Source organism: Stenotrophomonas sp. ATCM1_4 (assembly GCF_004348115.1).
Taxonomy (GTDB): Bacteria; Pseudomonadota; Gammaproteobacteria; order Xanthomonadales; family Xanthomonadaceae; genus Stenotrophomonas; species Stenotrophomonas capsici.
The window spans coordinates 1764463-1785600 of record NZ_QPFB01000001.1; the positions used below are offsets into that span (position 1 = coordinate 1764463).

Annotated in this window: 19 protein-coding genes; 7 read left to right on the forward strand and 12 right to left on the reverse strand. The window is 65.3% G+C overall.

Annotation, left to right across the window (positions count from 1 at the left end):
* Positions 1 to 87: 87 nt before the first annotated feature.
* Positions 88 to 1290 (forward strand): amino acid aminotransferase, encoded by a 1203-nt coding sequence (locus ATCM_RS08140; protein WP_132864043.1) that lies wholly within the window; start codon positions 88 to 90, stop codon positions 1288 to 1290.
* Between the two features lie 172 nt (positions 1291 to 1462).
* Here ATCM_RS08140 and ATCM_RS08145 read toward each other — a convergent pair whose 3' ends face one another.
* The gene (locus tag ATCM_RS08145; RefSeq protein ID WP_165931156.1) at positions 1463 to 2695 is read right to left on the reverse strand and encodes a DUF4010 domain-containing protein; all 1233 of its coding nucleotides are present in this window, start codon (positions 2693 to 2695) and stop codon (positions 1463 to 1465) included.
* A gap of 166 nt (positions 2696 to 2861) precedes the next feature.
* Here ATCM_RS08145 and ATCM_RS08150 point away from each other — a divergent pair, with 166 nt between their 5' ends.
* The 3 genes from ATCM_RS08150 (at position 2862) to ATCM_RS08160 (ending at position 5106) form a co-directional block, all read left to right on the forward strand.
* Positions 2862 to 3872: a class 1 fructose-bisphosphatase gene (locus ATCM_RS08150; protein WP_132864045.1), complete on the forward strand. Its 1011-nt coding sequence runs from the start codon at positions 2862 to 2864 to the stop codon at positions 3870 to 3872.
* 129 nt (positions 3873 to 4001) lie between these two features.
* Positions 4002 to 4703, forward strand: a complete 702-nt coding sequence (locus ATCM_RS08155) for a 2OG-Fe(II) oxygenase (protein WP_132864046.1) — start codon at positions 4002 to 4004, stop codon at positions 4701 to 4703.
* 79 nt (positions 4704 to 4782) lie between these two features.
* Positions 4783 to 5106 (forward strand): hypothetical protein, encoded by a 324-nt coding sequence (locus tag ATCM_RS08160; protein WP_132864047.1) that lies wholly within the window; start codon positions 4783 to 4785, stop codon positions 5104 to 5106.
* Between the two features lie 21 nt (positions 5107 to 5127).
* Here the strand turns inward: ATCM_RS08160 and ATCM_RS08165 are convergent, their stop codons facing one another.
* Positions 5128 to 6225, reverse strand: coding sequence for a PA0069 family radical SAM protein (locus ATCM_RS08165; RefSeq protein WP_132864048.1), 1098 nt, complete (start codon positions 6223 to 6225; stop codon positions 5128 to 5130).
* A 150-nt stretch (positions 6226 to 6375) separates the two neighbouring features.
* Here ATCM_RS08165 and cls point away from each other — a divergent pair, with 150 nt between their 5' ends.
* The 3 genes from cls (at position 6376) to ATCM_RS08180 (ending at position 9076) form a co-directional block, all read left to right on the forward strand.
* The gene (cls, locus tag ATCM_RS08170) at positions 6376 to 7836 is read left to right on the forward strand and encodes a cardiolipin synthase (RefSeq protein ID WP_132864049.1); all 1461 of its coding nucleotides are present in this window, start codon (positions 6376 to 6378) and stop codon (positions 7834 to 7836) included.
* A gap of 155 nt (positions 7837 to 7991) precedes the next feature.
* Positions 7992 to 8306, forward strand: a complete 315-nt coding sequence (locus ATCM_RS08175; RefSeq protein WP_243693979.1) for a hypothetical protein — start codon at positions 7992 to 7994, stop codon at positions 8304 to 8306.
* On the forward strand, positions 8303 to 9076 hold the full coding sequence (locus ATCM_RS08180) for a pyridoxine 5'-phosphate synthase (protein ID WP_132864050.1): 774 nt from the start codon (positions 8303 to 8305) through the stop codon (positions 9074 to 9076). Before ATCM_RS08175 ends, ATCM_RS08180 begins: the two co-directional genes overlap by 4 nt.
* Before the next feature lie 1618 nt (positions 9077 to 10694).
* Here the strand turns inward: ATCM_RS08180 and ATCM_RS08185 are convergent.
* The 10 genes from ATCM_RS08185 to ATCM_RS08230 all read right to left on the reverse strand — a co-directional run bounded on the left by ATCM_RS08185 (position 10695) and on the right by ATCM_RS08230 (position 20873).
* The gene (locus ATCM_RS08185) at positions 10695 to 11105 is read right to left on the reverse strand and encodes a biopolymer transporter ExbD (protein ID WP_132864051.1); all 411 of its coding nucleotides are present in this window, start codon (positions 11103 to 11105) and stop codon (positions 10695 to 10697) included.
* Positions 11106 to 11108: 3 nt separating this feature from the next.
* Entirely contained in the window at positions 11109 to 11534 is a 426-nt protein-coding gene (locus tag ATCM_RS08190) for a biopolymer transporter ExbD (protein WP_132864052.1), read from the reverse strand.
* Positions 11535 to 11580: 46 nt separating this feature from the next.
* On the reverse strand, positions 11581 to 12324 hold the full coding sequence (gene exbB, locus ATCM_RS08195; protein ID WP_132864053.1) for a TonB-system energizer ExbB: 744 nt from the start codon (positions 12322 to 12324) through the stop codon (positions 11581 to 11583).
* Positions 12325 to 12411: 87 nt separating this feature from the next.
* Positions 12412 to 12969 (reverse strand): energy transducer TonB, encoded by a 558-nt coding sequence (locus ATCM_RS08200; RefSeq protein ID WP_225591644.1) that lies wholly within the window; start codon positions 12967 to 12969, stop codon positions 12412 to 12414.
* Between the two features lie 263 nt (positions 12970 to 13232).
* Positions 13233 to 14426 carry a DUF4032 domain-containing protein gene (locus tag ATCM_RS08205; protein ID WP_132864055.1) on the reverse strand — a complete coding sequence of 398 codons (1194 nt, stop codon included), beginning with the start codon at positions 14424 to 14426 and terminating at the stop codon, positions 13233 to 13235.
* 129 nt (positions 14427 to 14555) lie between these two features.
* Positions 14556 to 15362, reverse strand: a complete 807-nt coding sequence (locus tag ATCM_RS08210; RefSeq protein WP_132864056.1) for a M48 family metallopeptidase — start codon at positions 15360 to 15362, stop codon at positions 14556 to 14558.
* A gap of 72 nt (positions 15363 to 15434) precedes the next feature.
* Positions 15435 to 16256 carry a type II CAAX endopeptidase family protein gene (locus ATCM_RS08215; protein WP_243693980.1) on the reverse strand — a complete coding sequence of 274 codons (822 nt, stop codon included), beginning with the start codon at positions 16254 to 16256 and terminating at the stop codon, positions 15435 to 15437.
* Positions 16257 to 16336: 80 nt separating this feature from the next.
* Positions 16337 to 18796 carry a DNA topoisomerase (ATP-hydrolyzing) subunit B gene (gene gyrB, locus ATCM_RS08220; protein ID WP_132864058.1) on the reverse strand — a complete coding sequence of 820 codons (2460 nt, stop codon included), beginning with the start codon at positions 18794 to 18796 and terminating at the stop codon, positions 16337 to 16339.
* 109 nt (positions 18797 to 18905) lie between these two features.
* On the reverse strand, positions 18906 to 20006 hold the full coding sequence (recF, locus tag ATCM_RS08225) for a DNA replication/repair protein RecF (protein ID WP_132864059.1): 1101 nt from the start codon (positions 20004 to 20006) through the stop codon (positions 18906 to 18908).
* A gap of 465 nt (positions 20007 to 20471) precedes the next feature.
* Positions 20472 to 20873, reverse strand: a complete 402-nt coding sequence (locus tag ATCM_RS08230; protein WP_132864060.1) for a hypothetical protein — start codon at positions 20871 to 20873, stop codon at positions 20472 to 20474.
* Positions 20874 to 21138: the final 265 nt, after the last annotated feature.

Below are 21138 nucleotides of genomic sequence, written 5' to 3' on the forward strand. Positions count from 1 at the left end.
ACCCTGCTACGATGTGGCGGTTCTGGCCGCCGTGCGTGATCCGCGCCGGACACCCCCACTCCCCGCCACTCTGAAACGAGTACCGCCGTGTCCTTCTTTGCAAACGTGGAACAGGTTCCTGGCGACCCGATCCTGGGTCTGACCGAGGCATACAACGCTGACAGCCGCCCGACCAAGGTCAACCTTGGCGTCGGCATCTACTACGACGAAAACGGCCGCATCCCGCTGCTGCGTGCCGTCAAACAGTACGAGCAGCAGTTGGTGGCCGAGGCCAAACCGCGTGGCTACCTGCCCATCGACGGTCTGCCGGCCTACACCCTGGCCACGCAGAAGCTGGTGTTCGGCGAAGGTTCGGACCTGCTGGCCGCCGGCCGCGTGGCCACCTCGCAGACCATCGGCGGCAGCGGTGCGCTGCGCGTCGGCGCGGACCTGCTGCGCACGCTGCTGCCGCACGCCACCGTGGCCATCAGCAACCCGAGCTGGGAAAACCACCGCGCCGTGTTCGGCGCCGCCGGTTTCGACGTGGTCGATTACACCTACTTCGACAACGCCACCCACGGCCTGGATTTCGCCGGCATGGTCGCCGACCTGCAGAAGCTGCAGCCGGGCACCGTGGTGCTGCTGCACGCCTGCTGCCACAACCCGACCGGCGCGGACCTGAGCACCGAGCAGTGGAAGCAGGTTGCCGCGCTGCTGAAGGACCGCCAGCTGTTCCCCTTCATCGACATGGCCTACCAGGGCTTCGACAAGGGCATCGAGCCGGACGGCCAGGCCGTGCGCATCATCGCCGAGGCCGGCATCGACAGCTTCATCGTCGCCAATTCGTACTCCAAGTCGTTCTCGCTGTACGGCGAGCGCGTCGGCGCGTTGTCGGTGGTGGGCCCGGATGCGGCCTCGACCAAGGCCGTGCAGTCGCAGGTCAAGCGCATCATCCGCACCATCTACTCCAGCCCGTCCACCCACGGCGCCGCCCTGGTGGCCGGCGTGCTGGGCAGCGCCGAGCTGCGCGGCCTGTGGGATGCCGAACTCACCGAGATGCGCGAGCGCATCCACGCCCTGCGTGCGGGCATGGTGCAGAAGCTGGCCGCCCTGGGCGCGCCGGAGTTCAGCTTCATCGAGAAGCAGGCCGGCATGTTCTCGTACTCGGGCCTGAGCAAGGCGCAGGTGGACCGGCTGCGTGACGACTACGGCATCTATGCCGTGGGCACCGGCCGCATCTGCGTGGCCGCGCTGAGCCAGAAGAACCTGGACTACGTGGCCAAGGCCGTCTACGAGGTCAGCCGCGGCTGATCGGCCGTCGCTGTCCTGTTGAAAAGCCCGGGGAAACCCGGGCTTTTTTAGTGCCGCGCTAGGGCGCTTTACCTCTCCCCAACACGCCCTCGGTGAGCCGAAAGCCAGCGGCCAAATGCCTGATGCGTGGGGTTCCGCAGGATCGCAAAGCCCTTCCGCTCCCCGACGTTCCTCATCCGACCAGCCAGGCCACCGCCGCCGCGCCAACCACCATTGCACCCAGCCCCACGCTGACGATGCCGCCATAGCGTGCACCACCACTGAGGAAGGCCAGCACCGACTTGGCCAACGACGCCGACGCCAGCAGGGCAATCACGCCCCAACGCGCCTGGCCCAGCTCCAGCCCGCCGGACGTGGTCAGGCTGGCGATGCTTGCCGCCGCCGCATGCAGTTCACCCAGCGCCGCCACCGTCGCGCCCACCAGCGCCCCGGCCTGGCCGAACAGCTGGCGCAGCCCTTCCGATACCAGCAGCACCGCGGCAATCGCCACCGCGATCATCAGCGCATGCTGCAGCTGGAATGCCTTGGCCGTCGAAGTCTCGGGCACCGCTTCATCCGGCACATGGCGCAGGCCCAGTGCCGCGAACCCCAGCAATACCAGCGCGCCGGCCAGCAATGGCCATGCACTGGCGCGCAGCAGGGCCGGCGAGGTGGTGCCGATCACCGCCGCGAACAGCAACAACGAGGCCAGGTTGGCCAGCAAGGCGGCCGATGCCGAAGGCGGGACCAGCGCCGGTGCCGCCCGGCTGCTGCGCCCGAACCCCGCCACCGAAGCGGTAGAGGAGGCAAAACCGGAAAAGAAGCCGGCCACCGGCAGGCCCCAGCGCGCGCCCACCGCACGCAGCGCGACATGCCCAAGCATGCCGGTGCCCATCACCAGCACCACGATCTGCCAGAGCTTGTACGGCACCAGCACGCCCCAGGGATCCACCGCCTCGGACGGCAGCATCGGCAGCACCACCAGCGCGCACGCCGCCAGCAGCAACGCATCGCGCACCTCCTGGTCGGTGATGACTTCGCGGCTCAACCGCGCCAACGGCGCCTTGGCCCACAGCAGGATCGCCACCACCACGCCCAATGCGGCGGCCAGCGCCGGTTGCTCCAGTGCCAGCCCGCCGAGCAGCACCGTGGTCAGCATGGTGATCTCGCCGGTCAGCCCCGGGTCGTCGGCCGCGCTGATGCGGTAGCTGGTCCAGGCCAGGGCGGCGGCGGCCAGCAGTGCCACCAGGAACGCCGGCAAGCCCAGCAGCATCGCCACCGCTCCCATCAGCGCCAGCAGGGCGTGCGTACGCACGCCGGCCTGCAGCGTGCGGGTCGTGCCGTGCTGGCGCTCGCGCACCGCACCGATCAGCAGCCCGATGCCCAGGGCTGCCAACAAACCATGTGTCACCTGATTCCAATCCATGCCACTCCCCTCCGGGCCTCCATGGTACGGACCCTGTGGGTAAAGCCAACGGCAGCGCCGCATGGCTGCTTTTGTCCGCAAAAGGACACGGCATGGCCATCAGCTCGAAAAAAGCAGGACAACCCGCGACAATAGCGCTCCTTTTGTCTGAAGGTAGCTCCCGTCCATGTCCCGTACGTCGCTGACCCGCTTCCTGATCGAGGAAGAACAGAACAAGCGCATCAACGCCGACCTGCGCCAGCTGGTCGCGGTGGTCGCCCGCGCCTGCACCTCGATCGCCATCGCCGTCAGCAAGGGCGCCCTGGGGGGCGTGCTGGGCGATGCCGGCACCGGCAACGTGCAGGGCGAGGCGCAGAAGAAGCTGGACGTGATCTCCAACGAGATCCTGCTCGAAGCCAACGCCTGGGGTGGCCACCTGGCGGCCTGCGCCTCGGAGGAGATGGACCACAGCCAGCCGGTGCCGTCGGAATACCCGCAGGGTGACTTCCTGCTGCTGTTCGATCCGCTCGATGGCAGCTCCAACATCGACGTCAACGTCTCGGTCGGCACCATCTTCTCGGTGCTGCGCGCCCCGGCCGGCGTGAAGCAGCCCGGCGACGAACACTTCCTGCAGCCGGGCGTGCAGCAGGTGGCCGCCGGCTACTGCATCTACGGGCCGAGCACGATGCTGGTGCTGACCGTCGGCCATGGCACCCACGCCTTCACCCTGGACCGCGAGACCGGCGCCTTCATCCTGACCCAGCGCAACATGCAGGTCCCAGCGGACACCAAGGAGTTCGCGATCAACATGTCCAACCAGCGCCACTGGGAAGCGCCGATGCAGGGCTACGTGGCCGACCTGCTGGCCGGCAAGGAAGGCAGCCGCGGCAAGGACTTCAACATGCGCTGGATCGCCTCGATGGTGGCCGACGTGCATCGCATCCTGACCCGCGGCGGCATCTTCATCTACCCGTGGGACAAGAAGGACCCGGGCAAGGCCGGCAAGCTGCGCCTGATGTACGAAGCCAACCCGATGGCGCTGCTGGTCGAGCAGGCCGGCGGCGCGGCCACCAACGGCCGCGAGCGCATCCTCGACCTCCAGCCGACCCAGCTGCACCAGCGCGTGCCGGTGTTCCTCGGTTCGAAGAACGAGGTGGCGCAAGCCACCCGTTACCACACCGACCACGACGCCAACTGATCACCGCTCGCTGCAGCGGGGCCACGCTCCGCTGCAGCCCTCCCGGCAATGCACCGCCGGGAGGGCCTGGCACTACCCAAAGCAGGTGTTCCACGCCACCATCGGCCTCAGTTCTCCTGGGAACCACCGATGAGCGACGTGGATTTCATCGAGGTTTACGACGACGCGCTGTCCGCGCAGGACTGCGCGGCGATCGTGCAGCGCATGCAGCACAGCAACCAGCTGCGACCCGGCCGCGTGGGCGGCGGCGTGCATCCGGACCTCAAGCACAGCCGCGACCTGCGCATCAGCGGCAGCGAGGATTGGCGCGATGTCGACCAGCGCCTGCAGGTCGCCGTCTTCAATGGCCTGCTGCGTTATCTACGACGTTATCCACAGGCCCTGATCTCGCCGCTGATGTTGCAGGTCCCCGGCAGCGACGGCCAACCGCGCCGCCTCACCGCCGATGATTTCCCCGCCATGGACGAGCGCGCGTTGTCCGACCTGGCCCGCACCTGCCTGCGCCCGGGCGCGATCAACCTGCAGTGGTACACCGCGGGCGAGGGCGGCTACCCGTACTGGCATTGCGAGCTGTTCCCGCGCGACGCCAGCGGCGAAACCCTGCACCGTCACCTGCTGTGGACGCTCTACCTCAACGACGGCTTCGACGAAGGCCAGACCGAGTTCCTGTTCCAGCAACGCAAGGTTGCCCCGCGCACCGGCAGCCTGCTGATCGCACCGACCGCCTTCACCCACACCCATCGCGGCAACCGCCCGCAGGGCGGCGACAAGTTCATCGCCACCAGCTGGATCCTGTTCCAGTCCGCCCAGCGGCTGTACGGGCAGCCTTAGGCGCCACGTCCCCCTTCACGCGGCAGGCATTACGCTGCCCCGCACCCGGCCCGCATCACGCGAACACTGGAGCTCACCGATGAACTGGATCGCGCTTGCCGCGCTGTTGCTCGTCCTGGTCAATCTCGTCGCCACCGGCGCGGTGTTCCGTGTGCCGGACCTGTCCGCCTCGCAGCGCGTGCTGCAGATCGCCACGATCTGGCTGCTGCCGGTCATCGGCGCGGTGTTGTGCCTGAGCTTCGCCAGCACCCAGGCCAATGCCGCCGCCACGCCACGCGATGACACGTTCACCGCATCCGACGGCGGCGGGCCGATCCTGGGAACCGACGCCTATGCCAGCGAGTGCAGCGGCGATGCGGGCAGCTGCGATGGTGGCGGGGACGGTGGAGGTGGCGGCGATTGACCCGGCAACCGGCCTGCCCGCTCAGAACAACTCGCCCTGCAGCGACGGTTTCTTCGGCGGGGCCGGCGCGATGAAACGGCTGCAGTCCAGCTTCGGCCAATGGCTGTTCTGGGCATCGAACCCCAGCCGCTTGCGCGCCAGCTTGAAGCGGTTGGAAAGCAGGTCGGCGTATGCTCCTTCGCCCCGCATGCGCTTGCCGAACTGGCTGTCGTAATCCTTGCCGCCGCGTAGCTGGTTGATGGTGCTCATCACGTGTTCGGCACGCTGCGGGTAGTGCGCCTGCAGCCAATCGCGGAACAGCGGTGCCACTTCGTAGGGCAGGCGCAGCAGCACATAGCCCGCGCTGCAGGCCCCGGCATCGCGGGCCGCCTCCAGCACCGCTTCCAGCTCGGCGTCGTTGATCCACGGGATGACCGGCGCCACCATCACCCCCACCGGGATGCCGGCCTGGCTCAGCCGCCGCATCGCGCGCAGGCGGGCATGCGGGGCCGAGGCGCGCGGCTCCAGCTTCGCCGACAGGTGTGGGTCCAGCGAGGTCACCGAGAAATGCACGCTCACCAGCTGCTGCCCGGCCAGCGGGGCGAGCAGGTCGATGTCACGCTCCACCAGCGCGTTCTTGGTGATCAGCGAGAACGGATGCCGGGTCTCCAGCATTACCTCGATCAGCTGCCGGGTGATGCCCAGCTTGCGCTCGATCGGCTGGTAGGCGTCGGTGTTGATGCCCAGCGCGATCGGCTGCGGCACGTAGCCCGGCCGGGACAACTCCCGGCGCAGCACATCGGCCGCGTTGACCTTGGCGAAGATCTTGGTCTCGAAGTCCAACCCCGGCGACAGGTTGAGGTAGGCATGCGTGGGGCGGGCGAAGCAGTACGAACACCCGTGCTCGCAACCGCGGTACGGGTTCACCGACTGGCTGAAACCCACGTCCGGCGAGGTGTTGCGGCTGATGATGCTGCGCGCGGTTTCCGGGCGTACGTCCGTGCGCAGCCGGGCCTGGGCGAACTCCTCGCTCTCGTCTGTCGCCCAGCCATCGTCCACGGCTTCGGTGAGCTGTGTCTCGAACCGGCCGGGCAGGTAGCTGCTGGCACCGCGGCCTTTGATGGGGGAGGGGGTCGACATCGGCCTACGCTAGCGCGCGCCTGTCTCACTGTCAGCGACTGGCCACATTCAGCTGCCCGGCGCTTCAGCCGGCCTTGCACAAGGTGATCGACCGGCGCCATGGGCGGCTTTTGTCCCTCGCGTGCGCCGTCGGATGGCTAGAATCGGCGAATGCGCGATGCCTTCCACAGCCTCTGGGCCAGCTTGTCCAGCCTTCCCCACCTCGGCCAGATCCTGGCCGCCACCTACGTGGTCTACCTGGTCCTGCTGGCCTGCTACATCGTGCTGCAGAAGCGCGAACCGGTGGCCACGTTGAGCTGGATCCTGTCTTTGGCGGCACTGCCCTACATCGGGCTGTTCGTGTTCTACCTGTTCGGCCCACAACGCATCGTCCGCCAGCGCCTGCGCCGCGGGCGCTCGCGCGAGGGGCTGGGCACCTACGACGCGGTCGGCGCGCAGGATGACACCTGCACCGAGCTGGCGCGGGTCGGGCAGGCCACCACCGGCCTGCCGCCCAGCACTGCCACCGAAGTCGACTGGCTGGTTGATGGCGCGGCCACCTACGCGGCGATCATCGCCGCCATCGGCCAGGCACGTCGCCACGTGAACCTGGAGTACTACATCTTCGAGCCCGACCACGCCGGCACCGCCATGCGCGATGCCTTGGTCGAACGCGCCAAGGCCGGCGTCACGGTGCGCCTGCTGCTCGATGCGGTGGGTTCCTCGCGCATCGGCAAACGCTTCCTGCAACCGCTGCTCGACGCCGGCGGCGAAGTGGCCTGGTTCCACCCGCGCCAGTTGTTGAAGCCGTTCAAGCGCCCGTGGCTGAACCTGCGCACGCACCGCAAGCTGGTGGTGGTGGACGGCGAGATCGCCTTCACCGGCGGCATCAACGTCACCGACGAGGAAGACGACAGCCGCAACCCCAATGCGTATCGCGACCTGCACATGCGCATCCGGGGCCATGTGGTGCACAGCCTGCAACTGGTGTTCCTGGAAGACTGGATCTACGCCACCGGGCGGGGCGCGGGCAACTTCCGTCGCGAGGACCTGTTCCCGCCCGACGTGCCGCGGCGCGACCAGGGCACGATCCGCGCGCAGGTGCTGGTCTCCGGACCGGATTCGGCATGGGAGGCGATCCACCGCCTGCACGTGGCCGCCATCCAGGAAGCCCGCCACCGCGTCTGGCTGGTCACCCCGTACTTCGTGCCCGGCGAAGCCGCCCGCATGGCGTTGACCTCGGCTGCGCTCGGCGGACTGGACACGCGCTTGATGGTCCCGCGGCAGAGCGATTCGAAGTTCGTCACCCTGGCCGCCCGCTCCTACTTCGACGAGTTGCTCGAGGCCGGCGTGCGCATCTTCGAGTACGGCCCGCGCATGCTGCACAGCAAGGCCTTCATCGCCGATGACCACACCTGCATCGTCGGCACCGCCAACTTCGACCACCGCAGCTTCCGCCTAAACTTCGAGCTGTCGATGATGTACAACGACCGCGGGCTGACCGCCGAGCTGGACGCCATCCTGCAGCAGGAGTTCGACATCGCCACCGAGGTGGTGCCAAGCAGCCAGCGCCCCCTGTGGCGGCAGCGGCTGCCGGAGGCCGTGGCCCGGCTGGCCTCACCACTGCTCTGAAGACTGCACGCACGTCCCATCCGTCGTCGCTGAACCGGCGGCGGCTGGGAGCGTTTCGCCGTCCATGCCCTCCGCCGTTCCGCCCATGCTCAAACCCATGGAACCGGGCTTGCAGCGGCCGTTAAACTGCAGTTCTCTCCGGGGAGGTCGAGACCATGTACTGGTTGTTCCTGTTGCTTGCGTTGGCTGCATTCGTGTTCGCCCTGTCCACGACGAACATGGCCCTGCTGGTGCTGTCGTTGGTGGCGGCGCTGGTGTTCATGCTGCTGTGGGTGAAGGGGCTGTACGCGGCCAAGTTCGACGGCGTGGTCAACGATGTCCCGCGGCCACTGCACGCGGCCGAACTGCAGGCGCTGCGCGAGCAGCTCCGTCCCGCGGCCACTGCCGACGCCGCGACCACAACGTCCCCTTCGCCGGCGCCGGCAGCGGCTCCCGCCCCCCCGCAGCTGCAGGACCCCAACCAGCCATGACCCAGCTCAGCGTCAACGTCAACAAGGTCGCCGTGCTGCGCAATTCGCGTGGCGGCAGCGATCCGGACGTCGTGCGTGCCGCGATGACCTGCCTGCGCGCCGGCGCGCACGGCATCACCGTGCATCCGCGCCCGGACCAGCGCCACATCCGCGCCGACGACGTCTACGCATTGTCCGAGCTCACCCGCCAGCATGGCGTGGAGTTCAACATCGAAGGCAATCCGTTCGCGCCGCCGCGCGAGGGCTATCCCGGCCTGCTGCCGCTGTGCGAGCAGACCCGTCCGGCGCAGGTCACCCTGGTGCCCGACGGCGACGGCCAGCTCACCTCCGACCATGGCTTCGATTTCGGCCGCGACAGCGAACGCCTGCGTCCGTTGATCGCCACGCTCAAGGGATATGGCTGCCGGGTCAGCCTGTTCGTCGATGCCGGCAATCCCGACCTTGCCCAGGCCGCAGCCCTGGGCGCTGATCGCATCGAGTTGTACACAGGCCCTTACGCCGAGGCCTTCGCCACCGGCCCGGTGGAACCGGCGTTGGCCCTATTTGCCGATGCCGCACGCCGCGCGCAGGCCGCCGGGTTGGGCGTCAATGCCGGACATGACCTGTCGCAGGCAAACCTGTATCACTTCCTGACCCAGGTCCCCGACGTGCTGGAGGTCTCCATCGGTCATGCACTGATCGGCGAGGCCCTGTACGAAGGCATCGAAGCCACGGTGGCGGGCTACCTGACGATCATCGAGCGGGCAGGGGAGCCAGCCGTCGACGCCTGATCCAGGTCGGAGGCGGGGTACCCGGCGATGGACAACATGCGCATGCGGCATGAGCACATGATCATTCACATGGTTATCCACAGGCCGGGCGATGGCTTTCACAGACATCCACTGCCATCCCCTCAAGTGCGGGCCCTGCCCGGCTGATGCCGGAGCGGGGTAGGAACGCCGGGCCACCCGAAGAGGACTTGCAGGACACGCGGGGGGTGTAGCAGGAAGCGGATGCTCTCCTGGGCCCCTGACGACGATGCCCTGTGGATGGATTCGCCGTATCGAAAAGGGCAGTTTCGGCGGTTATCTTCTCCTAAATTCTACCAATAGGCAGACAAGTAGCCTGATTTTCCCGGGCGCCGCGTACTTCCGGCCCGTACTTGTCCACAGCTGCAACGGTTCATGTACAGGCAACCCGCCTGATCCGGACAGCGCCTGTGGATAGATCAGATGTCGTCCGGGTCACGAAGCATACCGGAGGCCTGCGAAGCCGCTTATCCCCAGATTGCTGTGGATAAGCAGACACCCCTCGTCGCTTGAACGCATTTTTATCAACAAACGGGAGCATCCGGGGCCATTCGGGGCATTGATGCGGCGCTGCTTTGCCCTTCTCCTGTGGATAAACGCCGGTTCGATGGCAACCGGCAGCCCTCCCGCTGTTCTGTTGTGGATATCCGGCGCCCGGTACGTTGAGAGGCATGACTTATCCACCGGCCCCCCTGTAGCGCTCCTGGACCTGCCACGCCGGGGTGGGGCAGGCCAGCCTGACTCCGCTCGCGCCCGATGCTCGGGCATTCCTGATCCCTCAGGCTTCAGGCGTAAAAATCGCTGAATGTCGCTCAATTTCTGTAGATTCTCTGAAATCCGGCTGTTCTGGCAGTGATAGCGCTTCGCGGGGTGTAGCAGGAGTTATCCACAGCTAGACCGATCATCTGCCCGGATCCGCCTTGGCAGAGTGACGCCACTCGCTTGCGGTTGTGGATAAGCGCCATCCGGCATCCCTAAACGGATGCACCATGGCCTGTGGATAACCCTGGAATCCGCGTTCACCAGGCTGGAGAGAATCGAACCGTTCAGCGCAGGAGCTGTGGATAACAACGCCTCCTGATGGCCTGCAATCGCGCATCCGGACGATGCATCGGATTGGATGAGGCTGCAGTTTCATCCACAGCCTGCGCCGCATCTGTGGATATCCCAACAGGCAAGCCGTGTTTCTCCGATCGATGACGCCGAATCTGGCTCGGTGCCAGGCATTCTGCAGCGCAACCCCACGTGGAACCCAGCGATCTTCCGGACACGTACCTCGCCCGGCACATGTTTATCCACAGCGGGAGGTTCGCGACGCAGGGTTTTCCGGCGCAACGCAATCTGCACGCCGCCACGCGCTTCCCCTTCCAGATGCGCTACCGCGGCCGCCTTCTGCTTCGTTTATCCACAAGCCCGTCGCTCGATGCCACCCAGCGCCTGGCGCTCGTGTCCAACCGCTCCTTGCCGGTGCACTGCAGGGCAGGGCAGCGGCGCCCCATCCCGTTTCCACCGCTGCGCTCCATTACGATTCGCGAAGCAAAAAAAACGCCCCCGTTTCCGGGGGCGTTTTCCAGTCGCGTCATGACTTGGTGTTGCAGTATTACTGCACGAAGCCAATCTTCTTCATCTGAGCATTCTTGGCCTGGGCAAGGATCTTGGCCATGACTTCATACTCCGAATCCGGGCTTGCTTCGATGCGAAGTTCCGGCTGGTTGGTCGGATCCTTCTGTACCTCTTCTTCCATCTTCTGCTGCAGGTCAGCCACGTTCACCGGACTGTTGTTCCAGAAAACCTGGTTGCTCGCATCCACGCGCAGATCGATCGGCGGCGGCGGCTCGCGCAGCTGCGGCGGCGGGTTGATGACCCGCTGCGGCAGATCCACGGCAATCGGGTACGTCATGATCGGCGCGGTCACGATGAAGATGATCAGCAGCACCAGCATCACGTCCACGAGGGGCGTGACGTTGATGTCGGCCATTGGGCCCTTGTTGTTGCCACTACTGAATGCCATCGCTTATTGCCCCTTTTCTTTGGTGGCAACGAAACCGACGTCCAGCATGCCCTGACCCTGCGCGATCTTGGTCACTTCGTTGATCACGCTCATCTTGGTGGTCTTGTCACCACGCAGATTCAGCGGCGGCTGCGGCGTCTGCTGCGCAGCGGTGGCGAAACGCGATTCCAGGGTCTCCTTCGAGACCGGCTCGTCGTTCCAGTAGAGCGAACCGTCTTCCTTGACGGCAACCGTGATCGGATTCGGACGCTTTTCAGCATCGTCCGGATTCTGGATCAGGTTGGCCTCGGGCAACTCCACCTTGACCTTGTGGGACATCAGGGGAGCCGTGATGATGAAGATGATCAGCAGCACCAGCATGACGTCCACCAGGGGCGTCACGTTGATGTCGGCCATCGGGCCGCTGCTGTTACCACTACTGAAAGCCATAACGGGCTCCGTCTATATCGTTGCGAGGACTGCTCGGCTTACTGGCTCAGCGAACGCGCGAGCCAGTGGCGAAGAAGTCGTGCAGATCGTGCGCGAAGGTATCGAACTTGCTGATGGTCGCGCTGTTGATCTTGCTGAAGAAGTTGAAGGCGAACACGGCCGGGATAGCCACGAACAGACCGATGGCGGTCATGATCAGCGCTTCACCCACCGGGCCGGCAACGGCGTCGATCGAGGCCGAACCGGTTGCACCGATCTTGATCAGCGCGCCGTAGATGCCCCACACGGTACCCAGCAGACCCACGAACGGAGCGGTTGCACCGACGGTGGCCAGCAGGATCATGCCGCCCTGCAGCTTGTTGGACTCGCGGGTCACGGCCTGACGCAGGGCGCGATCGACGAACTCCGAACGGCTCAGGGTCTCGGCGGCACCGGCCTGCTGGTGGTGGGCAGCAGCCTGGGCAGCGTCCAGGGCGATCTTCGAGAACGGCTCGGAAGCCGGCTGTTCTTCCATGGCGCGGATGGCGTCCTGGGCGTTCGGGGCATCCCAGAACAGGCTCGGAACGCGGCCAGCGGCCGACTTCAGGCGGGCGGTACGGAAGATGTTGATGACAGTCCAGTACCAGGACATGGCCGACATCGCCACCAGGGTGATCAGCACGACCCAGGAGACGGCGAAGTCACCCGGCTTGGAGGTCATTTCGTGGATCAGGTGCTCGAAGCCCATCTGCGAGAGGGCGTTGTTTGCGTTGCCCCCGGCAGCAGCGGCGATGAAAATTTCCTGCAGCATGACGCTTACCTTTGTTGTGTGTGGTGTTAAAGGGTGTAGCTAAAGTTGAACCGTTCCAGCAGCGGCCAGTCCTGGCCGCCACACGGATCAGCTCAGCGCAAAGTTGACCGGGACGCGGACGCGACCAGCCGCCTTCTGTCCACCGCTTGAGGCGGGGTTGAACTTCCACTTGCGCGCCGCTTCCATGGCAGCACGGTCGAGGTCACGGTTGCGGCTGGACTTCTCGACGGCCACATTGGTGACGTTGCCGTTGGCATCGACATCAATGATCAGGATGACCTCGCCCTGGATACCGGCGCGGAAAGCGGCCGGCGGGTAACGCGGCGGGTTCATGTTCTTGGACGAGATGTCCACGCTGGCCTGGATGTCGACCGGCGGGGCGGGCGGAGCCGGCGGGGCCGGCGGCGTCACCACGTCATTCGGGCGCGGTTCCGGCACGTCGATCACCGGGGCTTCCGGCGGCGGCGGCAGCGGCGAGGGCTTCGGCGGCGCCAGGTTCTTGACCGGCGGCGGCGGGATGTCCTGCGGCGGCGGCGGCGGCGGCGGTGGCGGCGGCGGCGGCGGGGCGTCGACCAGCGTCACCATGACGTTGCGTTCCTTCTCCGCAGCGGCCTTCGGGGCCACGGCCGGGATCAGAAGCATCATCAGGGCTGCCAAGTGCAGTGCGATTACAAAGGCGATGCCAGCGATACGGGGCCAGCTCAGACCCTTATCCTTATCGCTGTCGTCGTACCTGTGGTGGAAGACCAATTGTTCCGTCATGCGCCAAGAGCTCTGTAGTGAGGCGGGGCAAGCATTACTGTCGCCCCTGAGATTCAGCGGTGCATGACACCGCAGGAACCTCCAAGCTTATACCAATCCTGACCAGCTGCGCATCTCAAAAACAGCTGTTCAGGCGTTATTCCTGCTTACTTCAGGTTGATGATTTTGTCGGCATCAGCCGGGTTTTTGACACCCTTGGCTTTTGCGTCCCGGGCAGCCTGCTTTGCTTCCGGGATACGGCCTTCCGAATGCAAAACCTTTGCCAGGTTCAGGTACGTCTCACCATCCTTGGACAGCGGAGCGGCCTTCTGCCAGGCCTCGATCGCCTGGGGGATCTGCTCGCTGTAGTAGTACGACTGCGCCAGGGCCAGGTAAACCTGGTAATCCGGCTTGAGGATGCCTTTCTCCAGGCCCTCGTTGATCACCGCAATGACGTCCCGTTCCTTGTTCTCGGTGTTTGCGTAGATCGAGTACAACTGCTTGTACTCGCGCTCTTCGGTGAGCTGTCCGGACGCACGCAGCTTGTCCATCACTGCGGCGGCCTTGTCCATCTGGTCGGCCTGCATGTACATGCTGGCCAGGTTGAGCTGGGCCTTCTTGTCCGAGGGGTTGCGGCTGGCCAGCGCCTCGGCTTCCTTGACCGCTTCACCGGTCTGGCCGGCTTCGGCGTAGGACGCCATCAGCAGCTGGTTCCAGTTGTCCTTCGGCTCGGGCGAGGCGGCAATGGCGGCACGCAGCACCGGGATGGCCTCGGCGTACTTTTCGGTCTGGTACAGGGCCTGGCCCTTGATGATCAGCTCTTCGGGCTTGTTGGACTTGGACTCGGCGAAGTACTTGTCCAGGTTGGCCAGGCCTTCGGCGTACTGCTCGTCCTGGATCTGCAGCTGGGCCAGCATCAGCAGTGCCTGGTAGTGGCCGTTGTTGTCCAGCTGGTTCAGGGTAAGCGCCTGCTGCAGGTACTGCTTGGCGCCGGCGTTGTCGTCCAGGTTGTAGGCGGCCTGCGAGGCCAGCTGGTTGGCCACGGCCTTGTCGTAGTCGTTGGCAGCCTCGGCGGCGATGATTTCATCGGCCAGCGCACGGGTCTGCTCGAACTCGCTTTTGTTGTAGGCCTCGAACAGCTTCTGCAGCTTGCCGCTCATCTTCGAGGAAGCCTTGCCGTTGGGCTCCTGGCGGGTCGCCTCCGGGAACAGCACTTCAGCCTTGGCGCTACCACGGCCACCGCGACGCTCGTTGCGATCGGACGAACGCGACTGTGCAACGGCATCAGCCACCACAACACCACCGAGCGCGGTCGCGATAAGGACGGAAAGCACGGCTTGTTTATGGCTGCGGAAGATCATGGTTCACCTCGATGGGACCGCTTGGGAGCGGAGTTCGGACTATTCGGAAAGAAACCGAGCACGCAAACGTAGCAGAAAATATTTGACGGAGAAATCACTTCCGTTGGTGTACTGCAGCAATGTCCCGGGTCATCCGCACCGCGGGACCCGCCCGGCCTGGCGGGCCTGCTGGAAAACAGGCATCAGCGCCGGCGCATCGCGCTGCAGTTCACGGATGCGGTTGGCCGGGTCCGGGTGGGTGGAAAGCCATTGCGGGGAGCGGTTTCCGCTGGCCGCCATCATGTTCTGCCACAGGTTCACCGCCTGCGAAGGGTCGAACCCGGCCTGGGCCATCAGCCGCTGGCCAACCACGTCGGCCTCGCTTTCCTGGGTGCGCGAGCCGGGCAGCAGGAACATGGTCTGCGCGCCCATGCCACCGAGCTGGCTGACCGTGCTGGCCGCGCTTTCACCGTAGGCGGCGCCGGCCAGCACGCTGGCCACCTGCAGGAGCCCGGAGGCGCCCATCTGCTTGGTGATGCGTTCTTCATGGTGGCGCGAAATGACGTGGCCGATCTCATGGCCGATGACGGCCGCCAGCTGGTCCTGGTTGCGGGCCACGCTGAAGATGCCCGTGTTCACGCCGACCTTGCCGCCGGGCAGGGCGAAGGCATTGGGTTCCTTGTCGACGAACACCGCCGTTTCCCAACGTACGCCATGGTACTGGGAGGGCAGCTGGGCGACGAGCGCGTTGACCACGCATTGCACGTAGGCGTTCTGCCGGGCGTCGCGATTGACGGTTTCCTTGGCCTTGGTTTCGGCGAAGGCCTGCGCGCCCAGCTGGTCCAGCTGTTGCTGGGAAACGCCACCAACGACCTGGCGACGCCCGGTCGGCGACGTGGTGGTCGCGCAGGCGCCGAGCAGCAGGATGGCAGTGATGGCGAAAGCAGCGGCTTTCATGATGGATCCCCCACATTCATGGCTGCAGTGTGCGAGCGTCCTGCTTAATTTTTCGTCAACCGCGCGTTCGGCTTACTGCGCGCCGAACCAGACCAGCGCGCCGAGCGCGATGGCGTTGTTGATCGCATGCGCGGCGATGGCCGCCCACAGCGTCCCGGTCTTGCGGTACAGCCAGGCAAAGGCGATGCCCATGCCCCCGTAAATCAACCACAACAGCAGCATCTCCGGCAGCCCGTTGGGGCTGGTGCCGGGCACCTCGTGCACCAGCGCGAAAGCCGCGCCGCTCAACAGCATGCCCAGCCATGGTCGGCCAGCGGCCCACAGGCGGCCGAACAGGACGCGCCGGAACAGCAATTCCTCATAGGCCGGGGCCAGGAACACGGCGAAGACCACCAGCAGCAGGGGATAGTTGGCCAGTGCCTGTTCCATCAGCGGCAGGTTGGTCGGGGCCGGCTCGATGCCGAACTGCTTGCCGATCCAGCTGATCAGGCTGCTGCCAATGAACACGCAGGCCGCTACCAGCAGCGTCCAGCCCCAGGTCGTGCCGCGGCGGGCATTCCGGTGCGATTGCGCGCGCTCGGCCGGCGTGGCGCGACGACGCCAGAAGTACAGCACCAGTGCCGCGCCGCCGGTGGATATCAGGGCGATCAGGATCTGCGCCAGCGCGCCCGGGTCACCCAGCAGGCCCGACAATTCCTTGCCGGCCGGCATGCCATTGCCGTTCTTCGCGGCCTCCATGCCCACCATGACGCCACGCCACAGGCCCCAGGCCAGGCCACACGCCAGGCTCAGGCACAGCAGGAAGCCCGCGGCGAGCAACAGGTCCGCGATGAAGCCGATGACCGGCGATTGCTTGCGTGCCATGGGCGGGGAGAGCGGGGGAGGAACGGACATCGCGGGCCTTTGCAGAGCAGGCGGTGGGCAGAAGACGGGCGCCATGGATGCCTGGCGCCCGGGTCTTGCGGCTGGATCTCTCAGATATCCAGGTTCATGACCTTCAGCGCGTTGTCCTCGATGAAGTCGCGGCGCGGTTCAACCACGTCGCCCATCAGGGTGCTGAAGATCTGGTCCGCTTCCACCGCATCCTCGATGCGTACCTGCAGCAGGCGGCGGGTATCCGGGTTCACGGTGGTGTCCCACAGCTGTTCCGGATTCATTTCACCCAGGCCCTTGAAGCGCTGGATCTGGCGGCCCTTCTTGGCCTCTTCCATCAACCAGGCCTGCGCCTGCGCGAAGCCGGTCACCTCGGTGCTCTTGTTGCCACGGCTGATGGTCGCGCCCTCGCGGATCAGGCCATGCAGCAGCTGCGACGCCTGGTGCAGCGGACGCAACTCGCCGGACTCGAACGCGGACAACGGCAACACCTGGATGTGCTCCTCGCCCATGTGGCGACGGGTCACCAGCACGGCCGCCGGCCGCTGCTCGTTCGGTTCCTGCAGGGTCAGGGTGAAACGCGGCGTGCCCAGGCTGCCCTGGTTGAGGTGCTTGGCCAGCGCATCCAGGCCTTCGCCCTCACCGGCGCTGCGCAGGTGCTGCAGGTCCATCGGGGTGAAATCGACCAGCGCCTCGAGCAGACCGCGGTCATAGCGGTGCGCGTTGCGCTCGATTGCATCCTGCGCGCCGGCGTAGACCATCAGCAGCTTTTCCAGCGCCACGCCCTCGATCGGCGGCTCGCCGGTGGCCGGTACCAGGGCGGCGTTTTCCACCGCGCTGTTGGCCAGGTAGGCATCCAGCGCCGGGTCATCCTTGAGGTACAGCTCGGTCTTGCCCTGCTTGATCTTGTACAGCGGCGGCAGGCCGATGTAGACGTAGCCGCGCTCGATCAGCTCCGGCATCTGCCGGTAGAAGAACGTCAGCAGCAGGGTGCGGATGTGGGCGCCGTCGACGTCGGCGTCGGTCATAATGATGATCTTGTGGTAGCGCAGCTTGTCCGGGTTGTACTCGTCGCGGCCGATGCCGGTACCCAGCGCGGTGATCAGCGTACCGACCTGGTCCGAGGCCAGCATGCGGTCGAAGCGTGCGCGTTCCACGTTGAGGATCTTGCCGCGCAGTGGCAGCACCGCCTGGTTCTTGCGGTTGCGGCCCTGCTTGGCCGAGCCGCCTGCCGAGTCACCCTCGACGATGAACAGTTCCGACAGCGCCGGGTCCTTTTCCTGGCAGTCGGCCAGCTTGCCCGGCAGACCGGCAATGTCCAACGCGCCCTTGCGGCGGGTCAGGTCACGCGCCTTGCGGGCGGCCTCGCGGGCACGCGCGGCATCGACGATCTTGCCGGCGATGACCTTGGCTTCGTTCGGGTTTTCCTGCAGGAACTCTTCGAGCTTGGCGCCGAAGGTGCTTTCCACCGCCGGCTTGACGTCGGAGCTGACCAGCTTTTCCTTGGTCTGGCTGGAGAAGCTCGGGTCCGGCACCTTGACCGACAGGACCGCGATCATGCCTTCGCGCATGTCATCGCCGGTGAAGCTGATCTTGGCCTGCTTGGCGATGCCGTTCTGCTCGATGTAGTTGTTGAGCGTACGGGTCAGCGCGGCACGGAAACCGGCCAGGTGGGTGCCGCCGTCCTTCTGCGGGATGTTGTTGGTGAAGCAGTACATCGTTTCCTGGTAGGAATCGGTCCACTGCAGCGCCACTTCCACCACGATGCCGTTGGACTCGCCGGTCACCGCGATCACGTTCGGGTGCAGCGGGGTCTTCACCTGGGCCAGGTGTTCCACGAAACTCTTGATGCCGCCTTCGTAATGGAAGTCATCCCGACGGCCTTCGCCGCGTTCGTCGACCAGGGCGATCTTGACGCCGGAGTTGAGGAACGAGAGTTCGCGCAGGCGGCGCGCCAGGATCTCGTAGTGGAACTCGACGTTGTTGTTGAACGCGACCACCGACGGCCAGAAGCGCACGGTGGTGCCGCGCTTGTCGCTGGTTTCCAGCTTTTCCAGCGGACGCACCGCCGCGCCGTGGCTGAACTCCTGCTGGTAATGGAAGCCGCGCTGGAAGATATCCAGCATCAGCTTCTCCGACAGCGCATTGACCACGCTGACGCCGACGCCGTGCAGGCCGCCGGAAACCTTGTAGCTGTTGTCGTCGAACTTGCCGCCGGCGTGCAGGACGGTCATCACCACTTCGGCCGCGGACACTTCGCGGTCGAGCTTCTTGCTCATCTGCTCGTGCTTGCCGACCGGGATGCCGCGGCCGTTGTCCGACACCGACACCGAACCGTCGGCGTGGATGGTGACGGTGACGTTGTCGGCGTGACCTGCCAGCGCTTCGTCGATAGAGTTGTCGACAACCTCGAACACCATGTGATGCAGACCGGTGCCGTCATGGACGTCGCCGATGTACATGCCGGGGCGCTTGCGGACCGCTTCCAGGCCTTCCAAGGCGGTAATGCTGTTGGCGTCGTAATTGCCGTTCGTGGCCGGGGTGTTCTGTTCTTCGCTCATTGCGCTTGCCGTAGGCTCCGCAGGTCATGCACTGCCGGTACGGCAGGGGCATGAGGGGTAGGGGTGACGTTCCGATTATACCTACCGGGCAGATTTCCGCCCTGAAGGCTCAAACCACGGCCTGGAGCGTGCCGTGTTCCACGTGGAACATTGCCGCCGGGCGCAGCTCTTCTTCCAGGGCTGCCGGTACTTCGGTGGCGGTGATGAACACCTGGGCCGGCACCTGCGCCAGGCGGTGCAGCACCCGCCGCTGGTGATTGCGGTCCAGTTCCGAGCCCAGGTCATCCAGCGCAATGACCGGCCATTCACCGCGCAGGGCAGCGTAGTCCTCGGCCTGGGCCAACAGGCAGGCCAGTGCGGTCAGCTTTGCCTGCCCGCGGGACAGCGCGTCGCGGCCTGGGATCTGCGCAAAGCCCACATCCCAGTCCGCGCGATGTGGTCCCACCGACGTGAAGCCGGCATTGCGGTCACGTTCGCGGGCCAGCAGCAGGGCATCCCCCAGCGATACCTCGTGGCGGCGCCACCCCGGCAGCAGTTCCAGGGTCTGCAACTGCAAGGTCGGGGCCAGATCGGCAGCAATGGCAATGGCCCGCTCCTGCAGACGTTCCACGTAGTGCTGGCGGCGCGAAGTCAGCGGCACGCCCGCTTCAACCAATTCCCTGTCCCAAGCATCAAGCTGATAGCCCGGGGCCCCGGCCTTGAGCAGCGCGTTGCGTTGCTTCAACGCCCGGGTGTAACGCCGCCACAGGGGGAGAAAGTCCGGTTCCACGTGGAACAATCCCCAATCGATGAAGCGACGACGGGGCTCGCTCCCCCCGCTGACCAGGGCATGGCTGCCCGGTTCGAAGGTCACCACCGCCAACGCGGCGCACAATGTGCCCAGTTGCGCGACATCCTCGCCATCCAGACGGCCCTTCCAGCTCTGGCCACCATGACGCAGCCCAGCTCGGCGGGGAACTACGGTCTCACCGCCGGCTCCGCGCTCTTCCCATTCCACAAAGACATCCAGGCTGTCCGCACCTTTCTGGACCAGGCCATCGCGTACGCGCCCGCGGAAACTGCGGCCGTAGGCCATCAGATGCAGCGCTTCCAGCAGGCTGGTCTTGCCAGCGCCATTGGCGCCGGTAATCAGGTTGATGCCAGGGCGGGGCGCCAATTCCACCGAATCGAACCGACGGACGCGGTTCAGGGCAACACGGACGATATGCATTGACGCTCAAGTACCCAACCACCGCGCCATCCGCGGCGGACAAGGGCGCAGCTTAAAGCATCTGCCAACGGGGTGCGGGCAATACGCTCGCCCAGGCGCTCCACGTGGAACACCTGCAATTTCGCGAATTCTGCAGCATCCAACCCTTCACGCCGTTTCAGATTTCACGAAATAAGGCCCCGCTCCCGGTGGGCCGTTCTTGGGGGTTTTTCCTCGCGGGACAGCTCTGGGGGAAAGGTCTGTGTATAACTTTGGCAATCTGTGGATAAATTTGGCACTTTTCCACAGGAACCACCTTATGCACAGATATCCACAGGCTTGAAGGCTACTTTTCAAGGGGGTTTCGAAGCTAATATATCCATCTAAAACAGTCACTTAGCGTAGTTCTACATGAAATCCAGCTCTACCAGCACCACCAAGCTTTAGATTTATTCTCAGATTTAAAGCATAGAGCTGCGAAAAGCGTCACCGCAACAGGGCCGGGACAAAGCGGCTCAAATGGCGAAATCCGGGAGTCCTGCACGCCACCTGACTTTCAGATTTGAAGAAATCCCCGGGCGCAGAGCTGGCTTCGAAGGCGCCGCGTGGAACCTGGCGGCCTTCTCGCCCCACGCTGGTATTTCGAAACCTCGGATATCGCCGTTTCTGAACTGGTCGTGCGGCCCGATTACCGGCAGAAGTCAACGAAACCAAGGCCAAATGGTGGACGCTGGGCGACGCGGCATCCGGGATCTGCTGCTTGCACGCTTCGCTTTCCGGCCGAACGGCTGCGGAACTGGCGAAATCTGCGGTCCCATGGCTGGCCAAGCTCAACGGAACAACCCGCTTGCCGAGCTTCTGCGGGGAAATGGCGTTCTCGATACCCATCAGCCGGGCAACCAGAACTGCAGCATCTCCCGTTGCTCCGAAGATGGCCTCCAAGCCCGGGCCATCTGAGCCCGGAATCGGATCACCGTTGGAAGAACCCGGTGCTTGGGGCAGGTCCCTTTGCCAGAAATCGAGATCCAGAAAAGAAAAAAATCAGGTGGCGCGACGGCTGATGCGAAGTGCCCTGGGCCTCTGAGAGGAAATTGCGCAAGACCGGCTGCAATGGCGGTCCATTGCCACCATTGCGAACGGCTTCCGAAACGTC